Source organism: Quadrisphaera setariae (genome assembly GCF_008041935.1).
Classification (GTDB): domain Bacteria; phylum Actinomycetota; class Actinomycetes; order Actinomycetales; family Quadrisphaeraceae; genus Quadrisphaera; species Quadrisphaera setariae.
The window spans coordinates 1-17,800 of sequence record NZ_VKAC01000015.1 but is presented as its reverse complement, the minus strand read 5'-3'; the positions used below and the strand labels follow the sequence as shown (position 1 = coordinate 17,800).

General features: G+C 74.4%; 14 protein-coding genes, 1 tRNA gene and 2 pseudogenes. 9 read left to right on the top strand and 8 right to left on the bottom strand.

Annotated elements, in window-relative coordinates; translation table 11 throughout:
• Positions 1 to 29 precede the first annotated feature (29 nt).
• The gene (locus FMM08_RS20175; protein ID WP_147928146.1) at positions 30 to 1,262 is read left to right on the top strand and encodes a NupC/NupG family nucleoside CNT transporter; all 1,233 of its coding nucleotides are present in this window, start codon (positions 30 to 32) and stop codon (positions 1,260 to 1,262) included.
• Positions 1,263 to 1,315: 53 nt separating this feature from the next.
• Here FMM08_RS20175 and FMM08_RS20170 read toward each other — a convergent pair whose 3' ends face one another.
• Positions 1,316 to 1,816, bottom strand: a complete 501-nt coding sequence (locus FMM08_RS20170; RefSeq protein ID WP_255472647.1) for a GatB/YqeY domain-containing protein — start codon at positions 1,814 to 1,816, stop codon at positions 1,316 to 1,318.
• A gap of 28 nt (positions 1,817 to 1,844) precedes the next feature.
• On the opposite strand from FMM08_RS20170, the gene FMM08_RS20165 reads away from it, so the two are divergent.
• The 3 genes from FMM08_RS20165 (at position 1,845) to FMM08_RS20155 (ending at position 4,664) form a co-directional block, all read left to right on the top strand.
• Entirely contained in the window at positions 1,845 to 2,759 is a 915-nt protein-coding gene (locus tag FMM08_RS20165; RefSeq protein WP_255472646.1) for a metallophosphoesterase, read from the top strand.
• Between the two features lie 89 nt (positions 2,760 to 2,848).
• Positions 2,849 to 2,925 (top strand) — tRNA-Pro (locus FMM08_RS20160).
• Between the two features lie 176 nt (positions 2,926 to 3,101).
• Positions 3,102 to 4,664: an APC family permease gene (locus FMM08_RS20155; protein WP_147928143.1), complete on the top strand. Its 1,563-nt coding sequence runs from the start codon at positions 3,102 to 3,104 to the stop codon at positions 4,662 to 4,664.
• Positions 4,665 to 4,725: 61 nt separating this feature from the next.
• Here FMM08_RS20155 and FMM08_RS20150 read toward each other — a convergent pair whose 3' ends face one another.
• Both FMM08_RS20150 and FMM08_RS20145 read right to left on the bottom strand, forming a co-directional pair.
• The gene (locus FMM08_RS20150) at positions 4,726 to 5,832 is read right to left on the bottom strand and encodes an aspartate-semialdehyde dehydrogenase (protein WP_147928142.1); all 1,107 of its coding nucleotides are present in this window, start codon (positions 5,830 to 5,832) and stop codon (positions 4,726 to 4,728) included.
• Positions 5,829 to 7,103, bottom strand: a complete 1,275-nt coding sequence (locus tag FMM08_RS20145) for an aspartate kinase (protein ID WP_147928141.1) — start codon at positions 7,101 to 7,103, stop codon at positions 5,829 to 5,831. Before FMM08_RS20145 ends, FMM08_RS20150 begins: the two co-directional genes overlap by 4 nt.
• Positions 7,104 to 7,230: 127 nt before the next feature.
• Here FMM08_RS20145 and FMM08_RS20140 point away from each other — a divergent pair, with 127 nt between their 5' ends.
• Positions 7,231 to 8,598 carry a DUF4032 domain-containing protein gene (locus FMM08_RS20140; protein WP_147928140.1) on the top strand — a complete coding sequence of 456 codons (1,368 nt, stop codon included), beginning with the start codon at positions 7,231 to 7,233 and terminating at the stop codon, positions 8,596 to 8,598.
• A 35-nt stretch (positions 8,599 to 8,633) separates the two neighbouring features.
• Here the strand turns inward: FMM08_RS20140 and FMM08_RS23870 are convergent.
• The 4 genes and pseudogenes from FMM08_RS23870 to cysS all read right to left on the bottom strand — a co-directional run.
• Positions 8,634 to 9,140: pseudogene (locus FMM08_RS23870) on the bottom strand (GGDEF domain-containing protein); the annotation flags it as partial.
• A gap of 481 nt (positions 9,141 to 9,621) precedes the next feature.
• Positions 9,622 to 11,421: a putative bifunctional diguanylate cyclase/phosphodiesterase gene (locus FMM08_RS20130; protein WP_147928138.1), complete on the bottom strand. Its 1,800-nt coding sequence runs from the start codon at positions 11,419 to 11,421 to the stop codon at positions 9,622 to 9,624.
• A 70-nt stretch (positions 11,422 to 11,491) separates the two neighbouring features.
• Positions 11,492 to 12,550, bottom strand: coding sequence for a 23S rRNA (guanosine(2251)-2'-O)-methyltransferase RlmB (gene rlmB, locus FMM08_RS20125; RefSeq protein WP_147928137.1), 1,059 nt, complete (start codon positions 12,548 to 12,550; stop codon positions 11,492 to 11,494).
• A 112-nt stretch (positions 12,551 to 12,662) separates the two neighbouring features.
• Positions 12,663 to 14,090 (bottom strand): cysteine--tRNA ligase, encoded by a 1,428-nt coding sequence (gene cysS / locus FMM08_RS20120; RefSeq protein WP_147928136.1) that lies wholly within the window; start codon positions 14,088 to 14,090, stop codon positions 12,663 to 12,665.
• A 135-nt stretch (positions 14,091 to 14,225) separates the two neighbouring features.
• On the opposite strand from cysS, the gene FMM08_RS20115 reads away from it, so the two are divergent.
• From FMM08_RS20115 to FMM08_RS20105, 3 genes are read left to right on the top strand one after another with little or no spacing between them, the layout of a single operon-like run.
• Positions 14,226 to 15,311 carry an S-(hydroxymethyl)mycothiol dehydrogenase gene (locus FMM08_RS20115; protein WP_147928135.1) on the top strand — a complete coding sequence of 362 codons (1,086 nt, stop codon included), beginning with the start codon at positions 14,226 to 14,228 and terminating at the stop codon, positions 15,309 to 15,311.
• Complete coding sequence (locus FMM08_RS20110; protein ID WP_255472645.1) at positions 15,308 to 15,964, top strand: MBL fold metallo-hydrolase; 657 nt, start codon at positions 15,308 to 15,310, stop codon at positions 15,962 to 15,964. Before FMM08_RS20115 ends, FMM08_RS20110 begins: the two co-directional genes overlap by 4 nt.
• 1 nt (position 15,965) lies before the next feature.
• Entirely contained in the window at positions 15,966 to 16,385 is a 420-nt protein-coding gene (locus FMM08_RS20105) for a GntR family transcriptional regulator (RefSeq protein WP_147928134.1), read from the top strand.
• Positions 16,386 to 16,401: 16 nt separating this feature from the next.
• On the opposite strand, the gene FMM08_RS20100 is transcribed toward FMM08_RS20105, so the two are convergent.
• A complete protein-coding gene (locus tag FMM08_RS20100) occupies positions 16,402 to 17,355 on the bottom strand; it encodes a ferritin-like domain-containing protein (RefSeq protein WP_147928133.1) in 954 nt (317 codons plus the stop codon).
• A 309-nt stretch (positions 17,356 to 17,664) separates the two neighbouring features.
• Between FMM08_RS20100 and FMM08_RS20095 the strand changes: the two are divergent.
• Positions 17,665 to 17,800 (top strand): annotated as a pseudogene (locus FMM08_RS20095) (superoxide dismutase); the annotation flags it as partial.

Sequence of the window (17,800 nt, the reverse complement as noted above, 5' to 3'; positions counted from 1 at the left end):
ACTGGCAGCGGCGCCGGAGGCGCTGGAGGGTGTCCCCCGTGCGCGGACTCCTGGGCCTTGCGGTGCTGGTGGGCGTCGGCGTGCTGTTCTCGGCGCACAGGCGCCGCATCCCCTGGCGGACGGTCGGCACGGCCCTCGCGCTGCAGGCGGTCTTCGCCTTCCTCGTGCTGCGCTGGGGACCCGGCCGGGCGGCCCTGGACGCCGTCGCCGGCGGCGTCGAGAAGCTCATCGGCTACGCCGACGAGGGCACGACGTTCCTGTTCGGTCCGCTGACGCAGGTCGGCCCGTCACTCGGGTCGGTCTTCGCCTTCGGCGTGCTCCCTGTGATCATCTTCCTCGGGGCGATCATCCAGCTGCTCTTCTACCTGCGCGTGGTCCAGCACGTCGCGTGGGCCCTGGGCGGCGCCCTCGGGTGGCTCCTCCGGGTCTCCCGGCTGGAGAGCTTCTTCGCGTCCGTGGTCATCTTCCTGGGGCAGAGCGAGGCCCCGCTGATGATCGCCCCGTACCTGCGGCGGCTGACGCGCTCGCAGCTGTTCGCCGTCATCACCGGCGGCTTCGCCGCGGCGGCGGGCTCCACGCTCCTCGGCTACGCGCAGCTGGGCGCGCCGCTGCCGTACCTGCTGGCCGCCACGGCCATGAACGCTCCCGCGTCGCTGCTCATGGCAAAGCTGCTGCTCCCGGAGACCGAGCCGGTGCAGGAGACCTCGGGCGACGACGACGTCCGCGCGGTCCGTGACACCGAGTCGGCCAACGCCATCGACGCCCTGGGGCGCGGGGCCATGGCGGGCGGGCGGATCGCCGTCGTCGTGGGCGCCCTGCTCATCGCCTTCATCGCGGTGCTGGCGCTTGTCAACGGGATCGTCGGTGGCGTGGCGGGCCTCTTCGGCGCCCAGGGCGTCACCGTGCAGGGGATCCTCGGGTGGCTGCTGTCACCGCTGGCGTGGCTGCTGGGGGTGCCGTGGTCGGAGGCCGGCCTGGCCGGCTCGTGGATCGGCCAGAAGACGTTCCTCAACGAGTTCGTGGCCTACTCCGACTTCGGGCCGCAGGTCGCCTCGCTCGACCCGCTGACGGTGGCCGTGGTGACCATCGCCCTGGCGGGCTTCGCCAACCTCGGCTCGATCGCCATCATGATCGGCGTGCTCGGGTCGCTGTGCCCGGAGCGACGCGGCGAGGTGGCGCAGCTGGCGCCGCGCGCGCTGCTCGCCGGGGCCATGGCCAACCTCGCCAACGCCGCGGTCGCTGGCGTCGTCCTGTCGCTGTAGCCCTCCGCGGGCCGCTCGTGACGTCGCCGAGCGACCCCCGGAGGGCGGTCGCGTCAGTGCGCCAGGGCGCCCTTGACGGCGGCGGCCAGGCGGCCGCCGTCCACGGTGGACCCCACCTGCGGGCGCAGGACGCCCATGACCGCGCCCATCGCCGACGGGCCGGTCTTGCCGGCGGCGGCGACCTGCGCGACAGCGGCCTCCACCGCGGCGGCCAGCGCGTCGTCGTCGAGCTGGGCCGGCAGGTAGGCGACCAGCACGGCCTCCTCCGCCCGCTCGCGCTCGGCGGACTCGGTGCGGCCGGCGCCGGCGAACGCCTCGGCGGCCTCCTTGCGCTTCTTCACCTCGGTGCGCAGCACGGCGAGCACCTCGTCGTCGGACAGCTCGCGGGCCTCGGTGCCAGCCACGGACGCGGTCTTGACCGCCGTCAGCGCCATGCGCAGCGTCGCGGTGCGCACCTCGTCACGAGCGCGCATGGAGGTGTTGAGGTCGGCGCGGAGGCGCTCGGCCAGGGAGGTGCTGCCGGGACTGCTGGATGGGGTGGTCGGAGAGCTCACCGGCCCGAGTCTGGCAGGGTGGACCGGCGTGAGTCGCCTGGGATTCCTCCGCACCGCCGCGCTGGGCGCGGGCCTGGCCACGGCCGCCGGCGCCGGGGCGGTGGCCTGGGGCGCCGGGTACGAGGTGCGCGCGTTCCGCCTCCGCCGCTTCCAGGTGCCTGTGCTGCCCTCCGGGCAGGCCCCGCTGAAGGTGCTCCACGTCTCCGACATCCACATGATCGCGGGGCAGCGCGCCAAGCAGGAGTGGATCCGCTCCCTGGCCCGGCTGGAGCCCGACCTCGTCGTCGACACCGGCGACAACATCACCTCCCCGCAGGCGGTGCCGGAGGTGCTGGCCGCCCTGGAGCCGCTGCTGGAGCTGCCGGGGGCCTTCGTGCTGGGCTCCAACGACTACTTCGCGCCGAAGCCCAAGAACCCCGCCGCGTACCTGTGGCGGCCGTCCCGCGCCCACGCGAAGCCCACTCCCCTGCCCACCGACCAGCTCACCGACGCGTTCGGCGCCGCGGGCTGGCTGGACCTCACCAACGCCAGGGGCCGCCTGCAGGTCGGTGGGCGCCGCCTGGACCTCGTGGGCGTGGACGACCCGCACCTGCAGCGCGACCGGTACCTCGACGTCGCCGGGCCGGCCGACCCCGCCGCCGACCTGTCGGTGGGGGTGGCCCACGCCCCGTACCGCCGCGTCCTCGACGCCATGACCACCGACGGGCACCAGCTGCTCATCGCCGGGCACACCCACGGCGGCCAGCTCTGCGTGCCCTTCGTCGGCGCGCTCACCACCAACTGCGACCTGCCGCGCTCGATGGCCAAGGGCCTGCACCGCTGGGAGCGTGGACGCCGGTCCAGCTGGCTGCACGTCAGCGCCGGCCTGGGCACCAGCCCGTACGCGCCGGTGCGGTTCGCGTGCGCCCCCGAGGCGACCCTCCTGGAGCTCGTGCCCGCCTGATCGAGGGCTGACCGGGGCCCGGCGCGCCCGCACGGCGGAACCGCGTCGAGAGCAGTAGCCGCATTCGGCTAGAGTGGTCTGCGCTGCTCCGGGGTGTGGCGCAGCTTGGTAGCGCGCTTCGTTCGGGACGAAGAGGCCGCAGGTTCAAATCCTGTCACCCCGACCACAGTCACGAGGGCCCCCGCTGAGCGGGGGCCCTCGTCCGTTCAGCGGACCAGCAGCCTCCGTTCATGCGGATGACACACGACCAGTGCCACTCTCCCCCTCGCGTCCGGTGCTCACAGCAACTCATCGGGTGCTACTCATCGGGGCAGGACCAGGACGACGGGTCAGGTGGCGGTCATGGCAGTGGCAGACCTGCGCGCAGACGAGGGCGAAGGAGCCCTCGGCGCTGAGGCCGAGAAGAGCAAGCTCCAGAAGCACTTCGGCAGGGCCGACATCTTCTTCTTCCTCGTGTGCACCCTCGTCGGCATCGACGGGCTCGGCACGCTGGCCACAAAGGGCGGCGAGGGCTTCACGTGGCTCGTCGTCTGCGTGCTCCTCTTCGCCGTGCCGTCAGCGGCGCTGCTGGCGGAGCTCGGCGCGGCGTTCCCCGACGAGGGCGGTCCCTACGTGTGGGTGCGGATGGCGTTCGGGCGCCTGGTCGGCGCCATCAACAACGTCTTCTACTGGGTGACCAACCCCGTGTGGATGGGCGGCACCCTGGTGGGGACCGCGCTGGGCGGCCTCATGACGTTCTTCCACCACGGCCAGGCCTTCTCCACGACCTTCCAGTACGTCTTCGCCCTCGCGTTCATCTGGGCGGGCGTGCTGTTCGCCGTCCTGAGCTTCCGGGTGGGCAAGTGGATCGCGACCATCGGGGCCCTGGCCCGCTTCGCGCTGCTGGGCCTGTTCAGCGTGCTGGTGGTCGCCTACGGCTTCGTGCACGGCTTCCACGGGCCGTCGGCGGGCAGCTACGCGCCGAGCTTCTCCGGGTTCGTGGTGCTCGTGCCGCTCATCCTCTTCAGCCTCGTGGGCTTCGAGCTGCCCAGCGCCGCCGGCGAGGAGATGGAGGACGCGAAGCGCGACGTGCCCGCCGGCATCGCCAAGTCCATCCTCGCCACCGGGCTGCTGTACGGGCTCCCCGTCCTGGGGATCCTCCTGGTGCTCCCCGAGCAGCAGGCCAGCGGCCTGGCGGGCTTCCCCGACGCCGTGCGCCAGGCGCTGACGGTGTTCGGCGGCACGGTCACCACCGCTGCCGACGGCACCACGGCCGTGACGCTCACCGCCTTCTCCACTGCGGTCGGGTACGTGCTGGGGATCCTCGTCGTCGTCGTGGCGTTCACCTCGGGACTGACCTGGATCATGGGGTCGGACCGCACGCTGGCGGTCTCCTGCTACGACGGCGCCGGTCCGCGCGCCCTGGGGCGCTTCTCGGAGCGCTTCGGCACCCCGCTGCGCGTCAACGTGCTCTCCGGGGTCATCTCGACGCTGGTCTTCGTGGCGGCGAACACCATCACCTCCGGTGACGCCGGCAAGTTCTTCACCGTGGCCCTGGCGCTGGCGGTGTCCACCACCCTCATCAGCTACCTCGGCATCTTCCCTGCCGCCTGGGTGCTGCGCCGCCGGCTCCCGGACGCGCCGCGCCCCTACCGCGCCCCGGCGATCGGGCTGCTGACGGTCGTCTCCACCGCGTGGATCGTCTTCTGCACCGTGCAGATCCTCTTCCCGGGCCTCGGTGACGGCTGGTTCACCGCGGACTTCCGCGCCGACGGCTGGGCCTTCTCCGAGCGCTGGACCTACCTGTTCGTGGAGCTGGTGCCGCTGCTCGTCTTCACGGCCCTCGCCGTGGCGTTCTGGGCCGTCGGGCGCCGCGAGGTGCGCGCGGCCTCCCAGCTGCAGGCCCAGCCCCAGCACGCCGGCTGAACACGCGGGAGACCCGCACCCGAGAGCCTCGGGTGCGGGTCTCCCGCGTGATCGCGACGGCTCAGCGGCCGGAGAGCTCCGCGGCCACGAGCTCGGCGATCTGCGCGGTGTTGAGCGCGGCGCCCTTGCGGAGGTTGTCACCGCAGACGAACAGGTCGAGGGTGTGGGGGAAGTCCAGCGCCTGGCGGATGCGCCCCACCCACGTCGGGTCGGAGCCCACCACGTCGGCGGGCGTGGGGAAGTCACCGTTGGCCGGGTCGTCCAGGACGACGACGCTGGGCGCCTCCACCAGGGCCTGCCGCGCCGCCTCCACCTTGATGGGCTTCTGGAACGTCGCGTGCACCGCGAGGGAGTGCGTGGTCACCACGGGCACGCGCACGCAGGTGGCCGAGACCTTGAGGTCGGGGATGCCGAGGATCTTGCGGCTCTCGGCGCGGACCTTGAGCTCCTCGCTGGACCAGCCGTCGTCCTTGAGCGAACCCGCCCACGGCACCACGTTGAGCGCCAGCGGCGCCGGGAACGGCGAGGGCTCGTCACCGAGGCGCTCGGCGACGGCGGTGCGCACGTCACCGGGCCGGGTGCCGAGGGTCGCGTCCCCGGAGACGGCCTCGAGCTCGGCGTGGAGCCTGTCGATGCCGGGCTGCCCAGCGCCGGACGCCGCCTGGTAGGAGGCGACGACGAGCTCGGTGAGGCCCCACTGGCGGTGCAGCGCGCCGAGCGCGTCCATCATCGTCAGCGTCGTGCAGTTGGGGTTGGAGATGATCCCCCGGGGCCGGTTGCGGATCGCCGACGGGTTCACCTCCGGCACCACGAGCGGCACGTCGGGGTCCATGCGGAACGCGCCGGAGTTGTCGACGACGACCGCGCCGCGGGCGGCGGCGACGGGGCCCCACTCGAGGCTCACCTCGTCGGGGACGTCGAACATCGCCACGTCGACGCCGTCGAAGACCTCCGGCGCGAGCGCCTGGACCTCGACGTCCTCGCCGCGCACGCGCAGCTTCTTGCCCGCGGAGCGGGCCGAGGCGACGAGGCGGATCTCGCCCCAGACGTCCTCGCGGGTGGACAGGATGCCGAGCATCACCGTGCCGACGGCGCCGGTGGCGCCGACGACGGCGAGGACGGGCTTGCGGCCCGTCGCCTGCGCGCTGGTGGGGGTGCTGTCGCTCATCGCCCGGTCCCTCCGTAGACGGTGGCCTGGTCCTCGCCGGCGGACGCGTCCAGCCCGAAGGCCGTGTGGACGGCGCGCACGGCGTCGTCGAGGTCGGCGTCGCGGGTGACCACCGAGATGCGGATCTCCGAGGTGGAGATCATGTCGATGTTGATCCCGCTGTCGGCGAGGGCCTTGAAGAACCGCGCGGAGACGCCGGGGTTGCTGCGCATGCCCGCCCCGATGAGGGAGAGCTTGCCGATCTGGTCGTCGAAGCGCAGGGAGCCGAAGCCGACCGAGGCCTGCACCTGCGACAGCGCCGTCATCGCGACCTGGCCGTCGGCCTTGGGCAGCGTGAAGGAGACGTCGGTGAGGCCCGTCGCGGCGGCCGACACGTTCTGGACGATCATGTCGATGTTGATGCCGGCGGCAGCGACGTGCTCGAACAGCTCGGCGGCGGTGCCCGGCTTGTCGGGCACCCCCACCACGGTGATCTTCGCCTCGCTGCGGTCGTGCGCGACGCCGGTGATGATCGCGTGCTCCACGGGAAGGTCCTCCATCGATCCGGCCACGAGCGTCCCGGGCCTGGGGCTGAACGAGCTGCGCACGTGCACGGGCACGCCGTAGCGGCGGGCGTACTCGACGCACCGCAGCACCAGCACCTTGGCGCCGCTGGCGGCCAGCTCGAGCATCTCCTCGTAGGTGACGGTCTCGAGGCGGCGGGCGGCGGGCGCGATGCGCGGGTCCGCGGTGAAGACGCCGTCGACGTCGGTGTAGATCTCGCACACGTCGGCGCCGAGCGCGGCGGCCAGGGCCACGGCCGTGGTGTCGGAGCCGCCGCGGCCGAGGGTGGTGATGTCCTTGGTGTCCACCGAGACGCCCTGGAACCCGGCGACCACGGCGACGTCGCCGGCGTCGAGCGCGTCGCGGATGCGCCCGGGGCTGACGTCGATGATGCGCGCCTTCCCGTGGGCGGAGTCGGTGATGACGCCGGCCTGGCTGCCGGTGAACGAGCGCGCGCGGATGCCGAGGTTGGCGGTGGCCATGGCCAGCAGCGCCATCGAGATGCGCTCGCCGGAGGTGAGCAGCATGTCGAGCTCCCGCGCCGGCGGCAGCGGGCTGACCTGCTCGGCGAGGTCGAGCAGCTCGTCGGTGGTGTCGCCCATGGCGGAGACCACCACGACCACGTCGTGGCCGGCGCGGCGCGTCTCGGCGATGCGCGCGGCCACCCGCTTGATGCCGGCGGCGTCGGCGACCGACGAGCCGCCGTACTTCTGGACGACCAGGCCCACCGGGGGCACCTCCTGCGCAGTTCGTCGTGCAGCTTCTCGCGCGAGCGCGCGGAGCACGGACCGGCACAGGACTCTACCGGCGGCGGCGGTGCTGCCCGACCGGCTGCTCGTGCGGGAGGATCGGGGCATGGCGCCGCTGCAGATCACCGCCCTCACCGCCGAGCGGTCGGCGCTGGCCCTGCCCGACCTGCCGTGGGACGCCCCGCTGAGCCGCTGGCCCGCGGAGACGCTCGCAGCGCTCCCCCGGGGCATCTCCCGCCACGTGGTGAGGTTCGTCCGCCTGGCCGACGCGGTGGTGGCCGTGAAGGAGAACACCGAGGAGCTGGTGAGGCGCGAGTACGGCCTGCTGCGCGTGCTGCGCCGCCTCGACGTCCCGTGCGTCGTCCCCGTCGCGGTGGTGACGGGCCGGACCTCGCCCGAGGGGGAGCCGCTCGACCCGGCGCTGGTCACCCAGCACCTGCAGTTCTCCCTGCCCTACCGCGCGCTGTTCAGCCAGTCGCTGCGCCCCGACACCGCCACCCGGCTCGTGGACGCCCTGGCGGTGCTGCTCGTGCGCCTGCACCTGGCGGGCTTCTACTGGGGCGACGTGTCGCTGTCCAACACGCTGTTCCGCCGTGACGCCGGCGAGTTCGCCGCCTACCTCGTGGACGCCGAGACCGGCGAGCTGCACCAGGAGCTGTCCGACGGGCAGCGCAGCAACGACGTCGAGGTGGCCCGCATCAACATCGCCGGTGAGCTCATGGACCTCGAGGCGGCGGAGTACCTCGACGAGAGCGTCGACCCGGTCGAGGTGGCCAACAGCATCGTGGAGCGCTACTACTCCCTGTGGGAGGAGCTCACGGGCCTGGAGTCCTTCGAGCAGGGCGAGCGGTGGCGCGTGCAGGCCCGCATCGAGCGCCTCAACGAGCTGGGCTTCGACGTCGGCGAGCTGTCCATCTCCACCGACGTCGGCGGCTCGGTGGTGCAGATCCAGCCGAAGGTGGTCGACGCGGGCCACCACTCGCGGCGCCTGCTGCGCCTCACGGGCATCGACGCCGAGAACAACCAGGCGCGCCGCCTGCTCAACGACCTCGACTCCTACGTGGCCGCCACCGACCGCCAGAACGACGACGAGGAGATCTCCGCCCACGACTGGCTGGCGCAGGTCTTCGACCCCGTCGTGCGGGCGGTCCCGCGCCGCATGCGCCGCAAGCTGGAGCCCGCGGAGATCTTCCACGAGGTGCTGGAGCACCGCTGGTACCGCTCCCAGGAGGCGCAGCGCGACATCCCGCTGCTCGAGGCGGTCCGCTCCTACGTCGACGACGTGCTGTCGAAGCGCCCCGACGAGCAGGCGCTGATCCTGCAGACCGGGATGATGGACACCGGTCAGATGGCCGCGGTGGGGATGGACGGCGACGAGGCGCCACTGCTGGGCGGTCCCGGCAGGGACGACGTCGACGACCCGGACGACCCGGAGTCGGACCGCATCGACGGCTGGCTGTCCAGCCACGGCTGACCGGAGCCGTCGGCCGCCGACCACACGCGCGTGCGGCCGCGGCCGTCGCGCTTGGCCGCGTACAGGGCCTGGTCGGCGCGCGCGAGGGCGTCGTCGAGGACGTCCCCGGCCGCCACGCCCGTGACGCCGGCGGTGCAGCTGCGGCCCTCGGGGAGCACCGCGCGCAGGGCGTCGACGAGCGCGCCGGCCTGCGCGGGCGCGAGCGGGGCGAGCAGCACGAACTCGTCGCCGCCCCAGCGCCCGAGCACCGCACCCGGCGGGACCAGGGAGGTCCACGCGCCGGCGGCGCGGCGCAGGAGCTCGTCGCCGGCGGCGTGGCCGAGGGTGTCGTTGACCTGCTTGAAGTGGTCCAGGTCGACCACCGCCAGGGACAGCGGCCGCGCGGAGCGCGGGTCCGCGAGCGCGGCGACGACGTGGCGCTCGGTGCCGCGGCGGTTGGGGAGACGCGTGAGGACGTCGAGCTCGGCGGCCAGCACGGCGCGGGCGGTGACCCGGGACAGCACCCCGACGAGCACGCCCACGCCCACCGTGGAGCACGCCATGACGACGACGTCGCCTGCACCGACCTCGGGGGCGGCCCCCAGCACGCCGATGAGGAGCACCGTGCTGACGCCGACGTGCACCGCGGCGAGGGTCCAGGGGAAGAAGAACGTCGCCAGCGCCGCGAGGAGCATGAAGAGGGTGGCGTCGGCGACGCTCGCGCTCCCCCCGCCGTCGAGGTGGACGCCCACGAAGACGGCCACGGCCGTGGCCGGCTGTACGAGGTGGTAGTGCCAGGTGCGGTAGTGGCGGCGGAACACGGCGAGGACCGCACCCGTGACGACGGCTGCCACCGCTACCCAGAAGGGGGCGCCGGGGGGTGACGCGCCGGAGCGCAGGAGCGAGGCGACGGCGACGTACAGCCCGCAGAAGACCATGGTGGCGGAGGTCGTCCAGACCATCACCCGCAGCCCCGCGGCGGGTTGTGCGCGGGCGAGCTCGGCGAGCAGCGGCGCCAGGCGCCTGGCCCTCACGCGTCAGCCCTCACGCGTCAGCCCTGGCACCGGTGGCCTCCTGCTCGAGCCTGGCGACGAACGCGCCGGTGGGCAGGGCCGGGGCCCACCACCAGCCCTGCCCCTCCTCGCAGCCCTGGGCGGCGAGCCAGGCGGCCTGGTGCGCGGTCTCGACGCCCTCGGCGACGATCGTGAGGTCCAGGGCGTGCGCGAGGGCGATGACGCCCGCGCATACGGGGGCCTCGCGCCCGGGCTCGACCGCGGCGACGAAGCTGCGGTCCACCTTGAGCAGGTCCAGCGGCAGCTGCCCCAGGCGAGCCATGCTCGACCAGCCGGTGCCGAAGTCGTCCACGGCGATGCGGACGCCAGCAGCGCGCAGCGCGTGCAGGTTCCCGGCGACCACGGGGGACCTCTCGTCCAGCACGCCCTCGACCACCTCGACGACGAGGCGCTCACCCGGCAGACCGGCGCGGTGCAGCGCGGCCACCACCCAGGTCGCGTAGTCCGCCTCGGCCAGCTCGGGTCCGGAGGCGTTGACCGCGACGGTCAGCGCGGCTCTCCCCGGCAGCACCGGCCACGAGGCGGCGTCGGCGCACGCGCGCTCGACCACGTGGCGCCCGAGCTGCACGACGGCGCCGCTGGCCTCGGCCTGGGGCAGGAAGTCGCCGGGCATGACGGTCGAGCCGTCCTCGCGGGTCCAGCGGACGAGGGCCTCGGCGCCAGTCGTCGTCCCGGTGCGCAGGTCGACCACCGGCTGGTAGTGGACGTGCACGTCACCGCGCTCCAGCGCCTGCAGCAGGCCCCTGGTGGTCGGGGTGCCCAGGGCCCACAGGCGCACCTCTCCACCGCCGTCCCGCTTGGCCGCGGCCAGGGCGCCCTCGGCGTGGTCGACGAGGTCCTCCAGCTCGTCCCCCAGCTCGAGGACGGCGACGCCGGCGCTGCACCGCAGGCCCCCGGGCAGGTCGCACCGGAGCTCCTGCACGAGGTCCCACGCCTGGTCGGTGCAGCCCCGCACGAGCACCGCGAACTGGTCACCGCTCCACCTGCCGAGCAGGACGTCTTCGGGCAGCCGGGCACGCCAGCGCTGGGCGGTGGCCCGCAGCAGGGCATCGCCCTCGGCGTGACCGCGGACCTCGTTGACCCTCGCGAAGCCGTCCAGCCCCACCAGCGCCAGCACGAGGCCGTCGAGGCGCGCGGACTCCAGCGCGACGGCCCGCGCCATCCGCCGCGTGGTGCCGGCGCGGTCGAGGAGCCCGGTGAGCAGGTCCACGCCAGCGGCGGCGCTGGCAGCGGTCACCAGGTGCACCAGGACCGCCACGACGAGGAGCGACCCGCCGACCAGCACCAGGTCCGCGAAGCCCACGCCGACCGCCCCGGCCGCTGAGGCCACCAGCGCGGACAGCACCAGGGCGACGTGCAGGCACGCCACCGGCAGCGGGAAGAAGTAGACGGCCTCCACCACGGCGATGGCGAAGAGCCACGCCAAGGAGGGCGCCCGCCCCGTGCCTGCGCTGAGGGCCACTCCCGCGGCGATCGCTGCCGTCCCGGCGACCATGGTGGCGTTGTAGCTCCACGGGGGCATCCGGCGCCCCAGCAGCGCCACGGCGAGCGCCACGGCGAGCGCACCCAGCGCCAGGACGCCTTGCGGGTCGCTCCGCCAGCTCGAGGAGGGCTCCACCGCGAGTCCCAGGAGCACGAGCACGGCCGCGCTGGCGTAGCTGACGCAGGTGGTGGCCCTCAGCGTCTCGCGCGTGACCCCGGGGCGCAGGGCGGCTGCGCCCCTGAGGAGGCGCCTCGCGCTCGCGGCCGCACTGCCACCCGCTCGAACCATGCCTGGGGCATCGGACCCAGTCGTCCCGGCCTTGAGGGCTGTGCCGCCGCTCTCTGACCGGGCCCGGCGCTCAGAGGCGGGCGCTGGCTCCCGCGGCCTCGCGGGCCCGGGCGACCTCGTACAGCGCGATGCTGCAGGCGACACCCGCGTTGAGGGACTCCACCTGCCCCGCCATGGGGATCGAGGCGACCAGGTCGCAGGTCTCGCGCACCAGCCGGGAGAGCCCGCGGCCCTCCGAGCCGACCACCACGGCGACCGGCCCCTCGGCGATGCGGGCGACGTCGGCGGAGCCGATCGGGGCGTCCGCGTCGGCGTCGAGCCCGATGACGAAGCAGCCGGCGGCCTTGGCGGCCTCCAGGGCGCGGGTGAGGTTGGTCTCTCGGGCCACCGGCAGGCGCGCGGCGGCGCCCGCGGAGGTCTTCCACGCGCTCGCCGTCATGCCGGCGGAGCGGCGCTCGGGCACGAGGACGCAGGAGGCGCCGAAGGCGGCGGCCGTGCGGACCACAGCGCCCAGGTTGCGGGGGTCGGTCACGCCGTCGAGGGCGACGACGAGCGGCGCGCGGCCAGCGGTGGTGTCGGCCTCGAGGACGTCGGCGAGGGAGGCGTACTGGTAGGGCGGCACCGTGAGCACCAGGCCCTGGTGCACCGCCCCGCCGGACATCCGGTCGAGCTCCGGGCGGGCGACCTCCAGCACCGGGAGGCCGCGGTCGGCCGCGAGCCGCAGCGCCTCGCGCACCCGGTCGTCGGTCTCGATGCGGGTGGCCACGTGCAGCGCGGTGGCGGGCACGTGGGTGCGCAGCGCCTCGACGACGGGGTTGCGGCCCGCGACCGCCTCGTTGCCGGCCCGGCTGGTGGTGGTGCGGCCGGTGGGGCGCTGGGCGCGGAGCCCGTCGTCGCTGCCCCTGGTCGAGCGCGAGGCACCGCCCGCTGCCGCAGGGGCGCCCTCGGCGGAGCGGCGTGCGGCGGAGGCCGCACGCCGTGCGGCCGGGTGGCCGGTGCGCTCCTCGGCGGGCGGCGTGGGACCGCGGCCCTCGAGGCCGCGGCGGTTCTTGCCGCCGGTCCCCGTGGTGGGCGTCTTCTTGGAGCCGGCCTTGCGCACGGCGCCGCGCCGGGACGAGTTGCCGGCCATGGGTGCTCCTGTCGGGTCTGCTGGGTGTTCGGGTCTGCTGGGTGCTGGTGGGTGCTGCTGGTCCAGCGCGGGTCGGTGGTGCTGTCGGGCGGTTCGGGCGGTGGGAGCTGCGTCAGCCGAGCGACCAGCGGGCGCCGCCGGGCGAGTCCTGCACCACCACGCCGGCGCGGCCGAGGAGGTCGCGGATGGCGTCGGCCGCGGCGAAGTCCTTCTCGGCCCGGGCGCGGGCCCGGGCCTCCAGCTGGGCCTCGACCAGCACGTCCAGCGCGGAGGCCTGGGCGGTGGCCGCCGCGCCGCCCGCACCGGTCCAGCGGGGGTCGAGGGGGTCGATGCCGAGCGTGCGCACGATGGCGTTGACGTCGTTGGCGGCGGCCACCGCGAACTGCTCGTGGCCGCCGTCCAGCGCCGCGTTGCCCGCGCGGACGGTGTCGTGGAGGACGGCGAGGGCGCCCGGCACGTTGAGGTCGTCGTCCATGGCGGCGGCGAACGCCGGGGGGATGCGCGGCGCGGGCGCGGCGGCACCGACCCGCGAGGCCAGCACCGGCTGCACGCGGCGCAGGAACGTCTCCACGCGCCCGATCGCGGACTCGGCCTCGGCGAGGGAGGTGGCCGAGTGCTCGAGGTTGGAGCGGTAGTGCGCCGAGCCGAGGTAGTAGCGCAGCGCCAGCGGCGTGGTGTCGCGGAGCACCTCGGTGACCAGCAGGGAGTTGCCGAGCGACTTGCTCATCTTCTCGCCGCTCTGCGTCACCCAGCCGTTGTGCAGCCAGTACGACGCGAAGCCGAGGCCGGCGGCGCGGCTCTGCGCCTGCTCGTTCTCGTGGTGGGGGAAGCGGAGGTCGAGGCCGCCGGCGTGGATGTCGAACGCGTCGCCGAGGTAGCGCCGCGCCATGGCCGAGCACTCCAGGTGCCAGCCGGGGCGCCCGCGGCCGAAGGGCGTGGGCCAGGAGGCGGTGGCCGGCTCGGAGGGCTTGGAGCCCTTCCACAGGGCGAAGTCGCGGGGGTCGCGCTTGCCGCGCGGGTCGGCGTCCTCGGCGGGGGCGACGTCGTCGAGGGAGACGTGCGTCAGCGCCCCGTACTGGGCGAACGAGCGGACGTCGAAGTAGACGTCGCCGGACCCGTCGGCGGCGGGGTAGGCGTGCCCGCGCTCGACCAGCAGCTCCATGAGCTCGACCATCTCGGGCACGTGACCGGTGGCGCGGGGCTCGTAGGTGGGGCGGCGCACGCCCACGGCGTCGTAGGCGGCGGTGAAGGCCTGCTCGTGCGTGTAGGCCCACCCCCACCAGGGGCGGCCCGCCTCGGCGGCCTTGGCGAGGATCTTGTCGTCGATGTCGGTGACGTTGCGCACGAAGGTGACGTCGAGGCCGTGGCCGACCTCGAGCCAGCGGGCGAGCACGTCGAAGGCGACGCCCGAGCGCAGGTGCCCGATGTGCGGCGGTGCCTGCACGGTGGCGCCGCACAGGTAGATCGACGCGGCTCCGGGGACGAGGGGCGCGAAGTCGCGCACGGCGGCGGCCTCGGTGTCGTACAGGCGGAGTGGCACCCCTCCAGGCTATCGGCGCAGACGGGCGGCCCCGTCCAGCGCCGGACCGCACTGACCGGATGACTGATCCATCAGTGGTCCACAGCTGCGCTCCCGGTGGTGGTGCGGGTCGGGGCCGGTCGCTAGCGTCGGACCATGCCGCACACCGTGAAGGGCGTCGTCGCCCTCAGCAAGGGAGCTCCCGTGGAGCTCGTCGACGTCGTCGTCCCCGACCCGGGCCCCTTCGAGGCCGTGGTCGACGTCCAGGCGTGCGGGGTCTGCCACACGGACCTGCACTACCGCGAGGGCGGCATCTCCGACGACTACCCCTTCCTGCTCGGCCACGAGGCGGCCGGCGTGGTGTCCGCGGTCGGCGAGGCCGTCACCGACGTCGCCGTGGGCGACTACGTGGTCCTCAACTGGCGCGCGGTCTGCGGCAGCTGCCGCGCCTGCCGCCGCGGGCGGCCCTGGTACTGCTTCGCCACCCACAACGCCGAGCAGAAGATGACCCTGGCCGACGGGACGCCCCTGTCCCCCGCGCTCGGCATCGGCGCCTTCGCCGAGAAGACGCTCGTGCACGCCGGCCAGTGCACCAAGGTCGACCCGGCCCTCCCGGCGTCCGCGGCGGGCCTGCTCGGCTGCGGGATCATGGCGGGCTTCGGCGCCGCCGTGAACACCGGAGCGGTCACCCGCGGTGACTCCGTGGCCGTCATCGGCTGCGGCGGCGTCGGCGACGCCGCCATCGCCGGAGCGGTGCTCGCCGGCGCCACCACGGTCATCGCCGTCGACGTCGACGACCGCAAGCTCGAGGTCGCCAAGAGGTTCGGCGCCACCCACACGATCAACAGCCGCCAGACCGACGCCGTCGAGGGCGTCCGGGCGCTCACCGGCGGGAACGGCGCCGACGTCGTCGTCGAGGCCGTGGGCCGCCCCGAGACCTACCAGCAGGCGTTCTACGCCCGCGACCTCGCCGGCACCGTCGTCCTCGTGGGCGTGCCGACGCCGCAGATGACGCTCGAGCTGCCCCTGCTCGACGTCTTCGGCCGCGGTGGCGCCCTGAAGTCCAGCTGGTACGGCGACTGCCTGCCCGAGCGCGACTTCCCGATGCTCGCCGCCCTGGCGCTGCAGGGCAGGTTCCCCCTGCAGGACTTCGTCACCGAGACCGTGGGCCTGGGAGACGTCGAGGCCGCGTTCGCCGCCATGGGCCGCGGCGACGTGCTGCGGTCGGTGGTGGTGCTGTGAGCGCCCCCGGGACCTCGCGGAAGGGCGGGCTGCGCCTCGACCGGAGCACCTCCGAGGGCACCTTCAGCCTGGACGGGCAGACCTTCGACGTCGAGAACAACGTGCTCGTGCTCGGGGACGACGCCGAGTGCCTCGTCGTCGACGCCCCGCACGACCTCGGCGCGATCGCCGAGGTCGTGGGCGACCGGCGCGTGGTGGCCGTGGTCTGCACCCACGCCCACGACGACCACGTGCGCCTGGCGCCGGCCGCCGGGGAGCGCTTCGCCGCCCCCGTGCTGCTGCACCGCGACGACCTCGGCCTGTGGACCCTGACCCACCCGGCGGCGGCCCCCACCGAGCTCCTCGAGGACGGCCAGGTGCTCACCGTGGCCGGCACGGAGGTCCACGTGCTGCACACCCCGGGGCACTCCCCCGGCTCGGTATGCCTCTACGTGCCCGCGCTGGAGACGGTGCTGACCGGCGACACGCTCTTCGCCGGCGGTCCGGGCGCCACGGGGCGCTCCTTCAGCGACTTCCCCACGATCATCACGTCCATCCGGGAGCGGGTCCTCGCGCTGCCGCCCGGCACCACCGTCGTGCCGGGCCACGGCGGGACGACCACGGTCGGCGACGAGGCCCCGCACCTGCAGGAGTGGATCGACAGGGGCCACTGACGTGGCAGCCGGTCACGGGGGCGGCGGGAGCGCCGGCGGCGCGGGCCTCGGGGTGCGCCTCGACCGCGGCGCCGGGGCCCCGGCGCCGTGGCAGCAGGTGCACGACCAGGTGGTCGCCGCGGTCGACGACGGGCGGCTGGTCCCCGGTGACCGGCTCCCCACGGTCCGGGCGCTGGCCGAGGAGCTCGGCGTGGCCGCCGGCACCGTGGCGCGCGCCTACCGGGCGCTGGAGGCCTCCGACGTCGTGAGCACCGCGAGCCGCGCCGGCACCGTCGTGCGCGACCGCACCGCGCAGCGCGGTGACGCCGCGGCTCGCGCCGCCGCGGCGTCGCTGGCGCGTGAGGCCGTGGCCGCGGGTCTCGACGACGACGCGGCGCTGTCGCTGCTGCGTGGCGCGCTGGCGGCCGCCCGAGGGCGCTGAGGCGGGCCCCCGGTGCTCAGGTGGTCGTGAGGCGGGAGTCCTCGTTGTTCGTGCCGGCGGGGAAGAAACCGCCGGAGCGCACGCCCTGCGCCGGGTTGAGGTAGGCGATGTTGTGCACCTGCTGCGGGGTGCGGCCGAAGGCGATGGCGTTGCCGTCGACGGGGGTGACGTTGATGCGGCCGCCCGCCTGCGAGACGCCCTGGTCGTCGTCGCTCTTCCCGTCGAGGGAGTCGCGGGCGTCGGAGATCTTGTTCGCGGCGTCGGCCAGGCCCTCGGTGTAGATGACGGTCCGCACCGCCCCCGCGTGGTATGCCTCCACGGCGAGGATGCCCGCGGCGGCGTCGAGGTAGGTCTTGCTGCTGATGAGCGGCGCACCGCCCTTGTAGGCGGTGACGCCGACGTCCTCGAAGAGGAAGGCGCCCAGCAGGAAGCTCGTGTCGTCCGCGAAGGCGTCGAAGGTCTGCCCGTCCTTGATGAGGCCCGCCGCCTTCGCCGCGGCGTTGAAGGCGCCGGTGAAGTCGATGGCCGGGCGGGCGACGGCAGCGCCGCCGAGGGCCCCGCGCAGGAACTTCACGTGGGCGATCTCGTCGTTGGCGATCTCCTCGGCGATGCCGCGCACCAGCTTGCTCTTGAACTGCACCTTGCGGCCGCCGTTGACGTCTCCGCGGTTCAGCCTGCCGGTGGTGAGGCCGTCGTCGAGGCCGCGGCCGTAGAACGCGCGCGAGTAGAACTCCGCCTCGAGGTACTCGAGGTTGAGGGCGAAGTTGAGGATGGCGCCATCGCTGATGCCACCGCCGCCTCCCCCGCCCCCGCCGCCCTTCTTCTCGTGGGCCTGGGCCGGAGCGGCCACCGCGGTGGCGCCGATGACGCCCAGGCCCGCCACCCCCGCGGTGCGCAGGAAGGCGCGGCGGTCGGCGCCGCTCTCCGCGCTGCGGGAGATCATGTCCGTGACGAGCTGCTTGCCGAACATCCGGTCAGTCCTCTCGAGAGGTGGCGGGGCCGCCGTCGGCTCCACCCGCCACCCGTTCGGAGCAGCGGGGAGCCGGGATGGGAGCAGAACCGGACGAACCGCCCCCCTTCCGGCAGACCCCCGGCAGACCGGGCGCGCACCAGGACCCGGTCGCCGGTGGCCACCCCGCTGTTGCTCGGCGGTGAGGGGCGCGGAATGCTCGGAGGGTCGGCGCGCCCGCGCCGCTGCACGTGGACGGGCGCGACGCACTGAACGGGCCGCCCGGCAGTCCCCGCTGCGGGCGGCGAGGAGACACGAGGAGGAGATCCCGTGGCGGTGTACACCCTGCCCGACCTGCCCTACGACTACAGCGCCCTCGAGCCGCACATCAGCGGCGCGATCATGCAGCTGCACCACGACAAGCACCACGCCACCTACGTCGCCGGCGCCAACACCGCCCTGGAGC

Coding starts and splice junctions, on each gene's coding strand:
- FMM08_RS20155 (WP_147928143.1), top strand. CDS start 3,102: ATGGCAGTGGCAGACCTGCGCGCAGACGAGGGCGAAGGAGCCCTCGGC.
- FMM08_RS20150 (WP_147928142.1), bottom strand. CDS start 5,832: ATGAGCGACAGCACCCCCACCAGCGCGCAGGCGACGGGCCGCAAGCCC.
- FMM08_RS20140 (WP_147928140.1), top strand. CDS start 7,231: ATGGCGCCGCTGCAGATCACCGCCCTCACCGCCGAGCGGTCGGCGCTG.
- FMM08_RS20130 (WP_147928138.1), bottom strand. CDS start 11,421: ATGGTTCGAGCGGGTGGCAGTGCGGCCGCGAGCGCGAGGCGCCTCCTC.
- rlmB (WP_147928137.1), bottom strand. CDS start 12,550: ATGGCCGGCAACTCGTCCCGGCGCGGCGCCGTGCGCAAGGCCGGCTCC.
- FMM08_RS20115 (WP_147928135.1), top strand. CDS start 14,226: ATGCCGCACACCGTGAAGGGCGTCGTCGCCCTCAGCAAGGGAGCTCCC.
- FMM08_RS20100 (WP_147928133.1), bottom strand. CDS start 17,355: ATGTTCGGCAAGCAGCTCGTCACGGACATGATCTCCCGCAGCGCGGAG.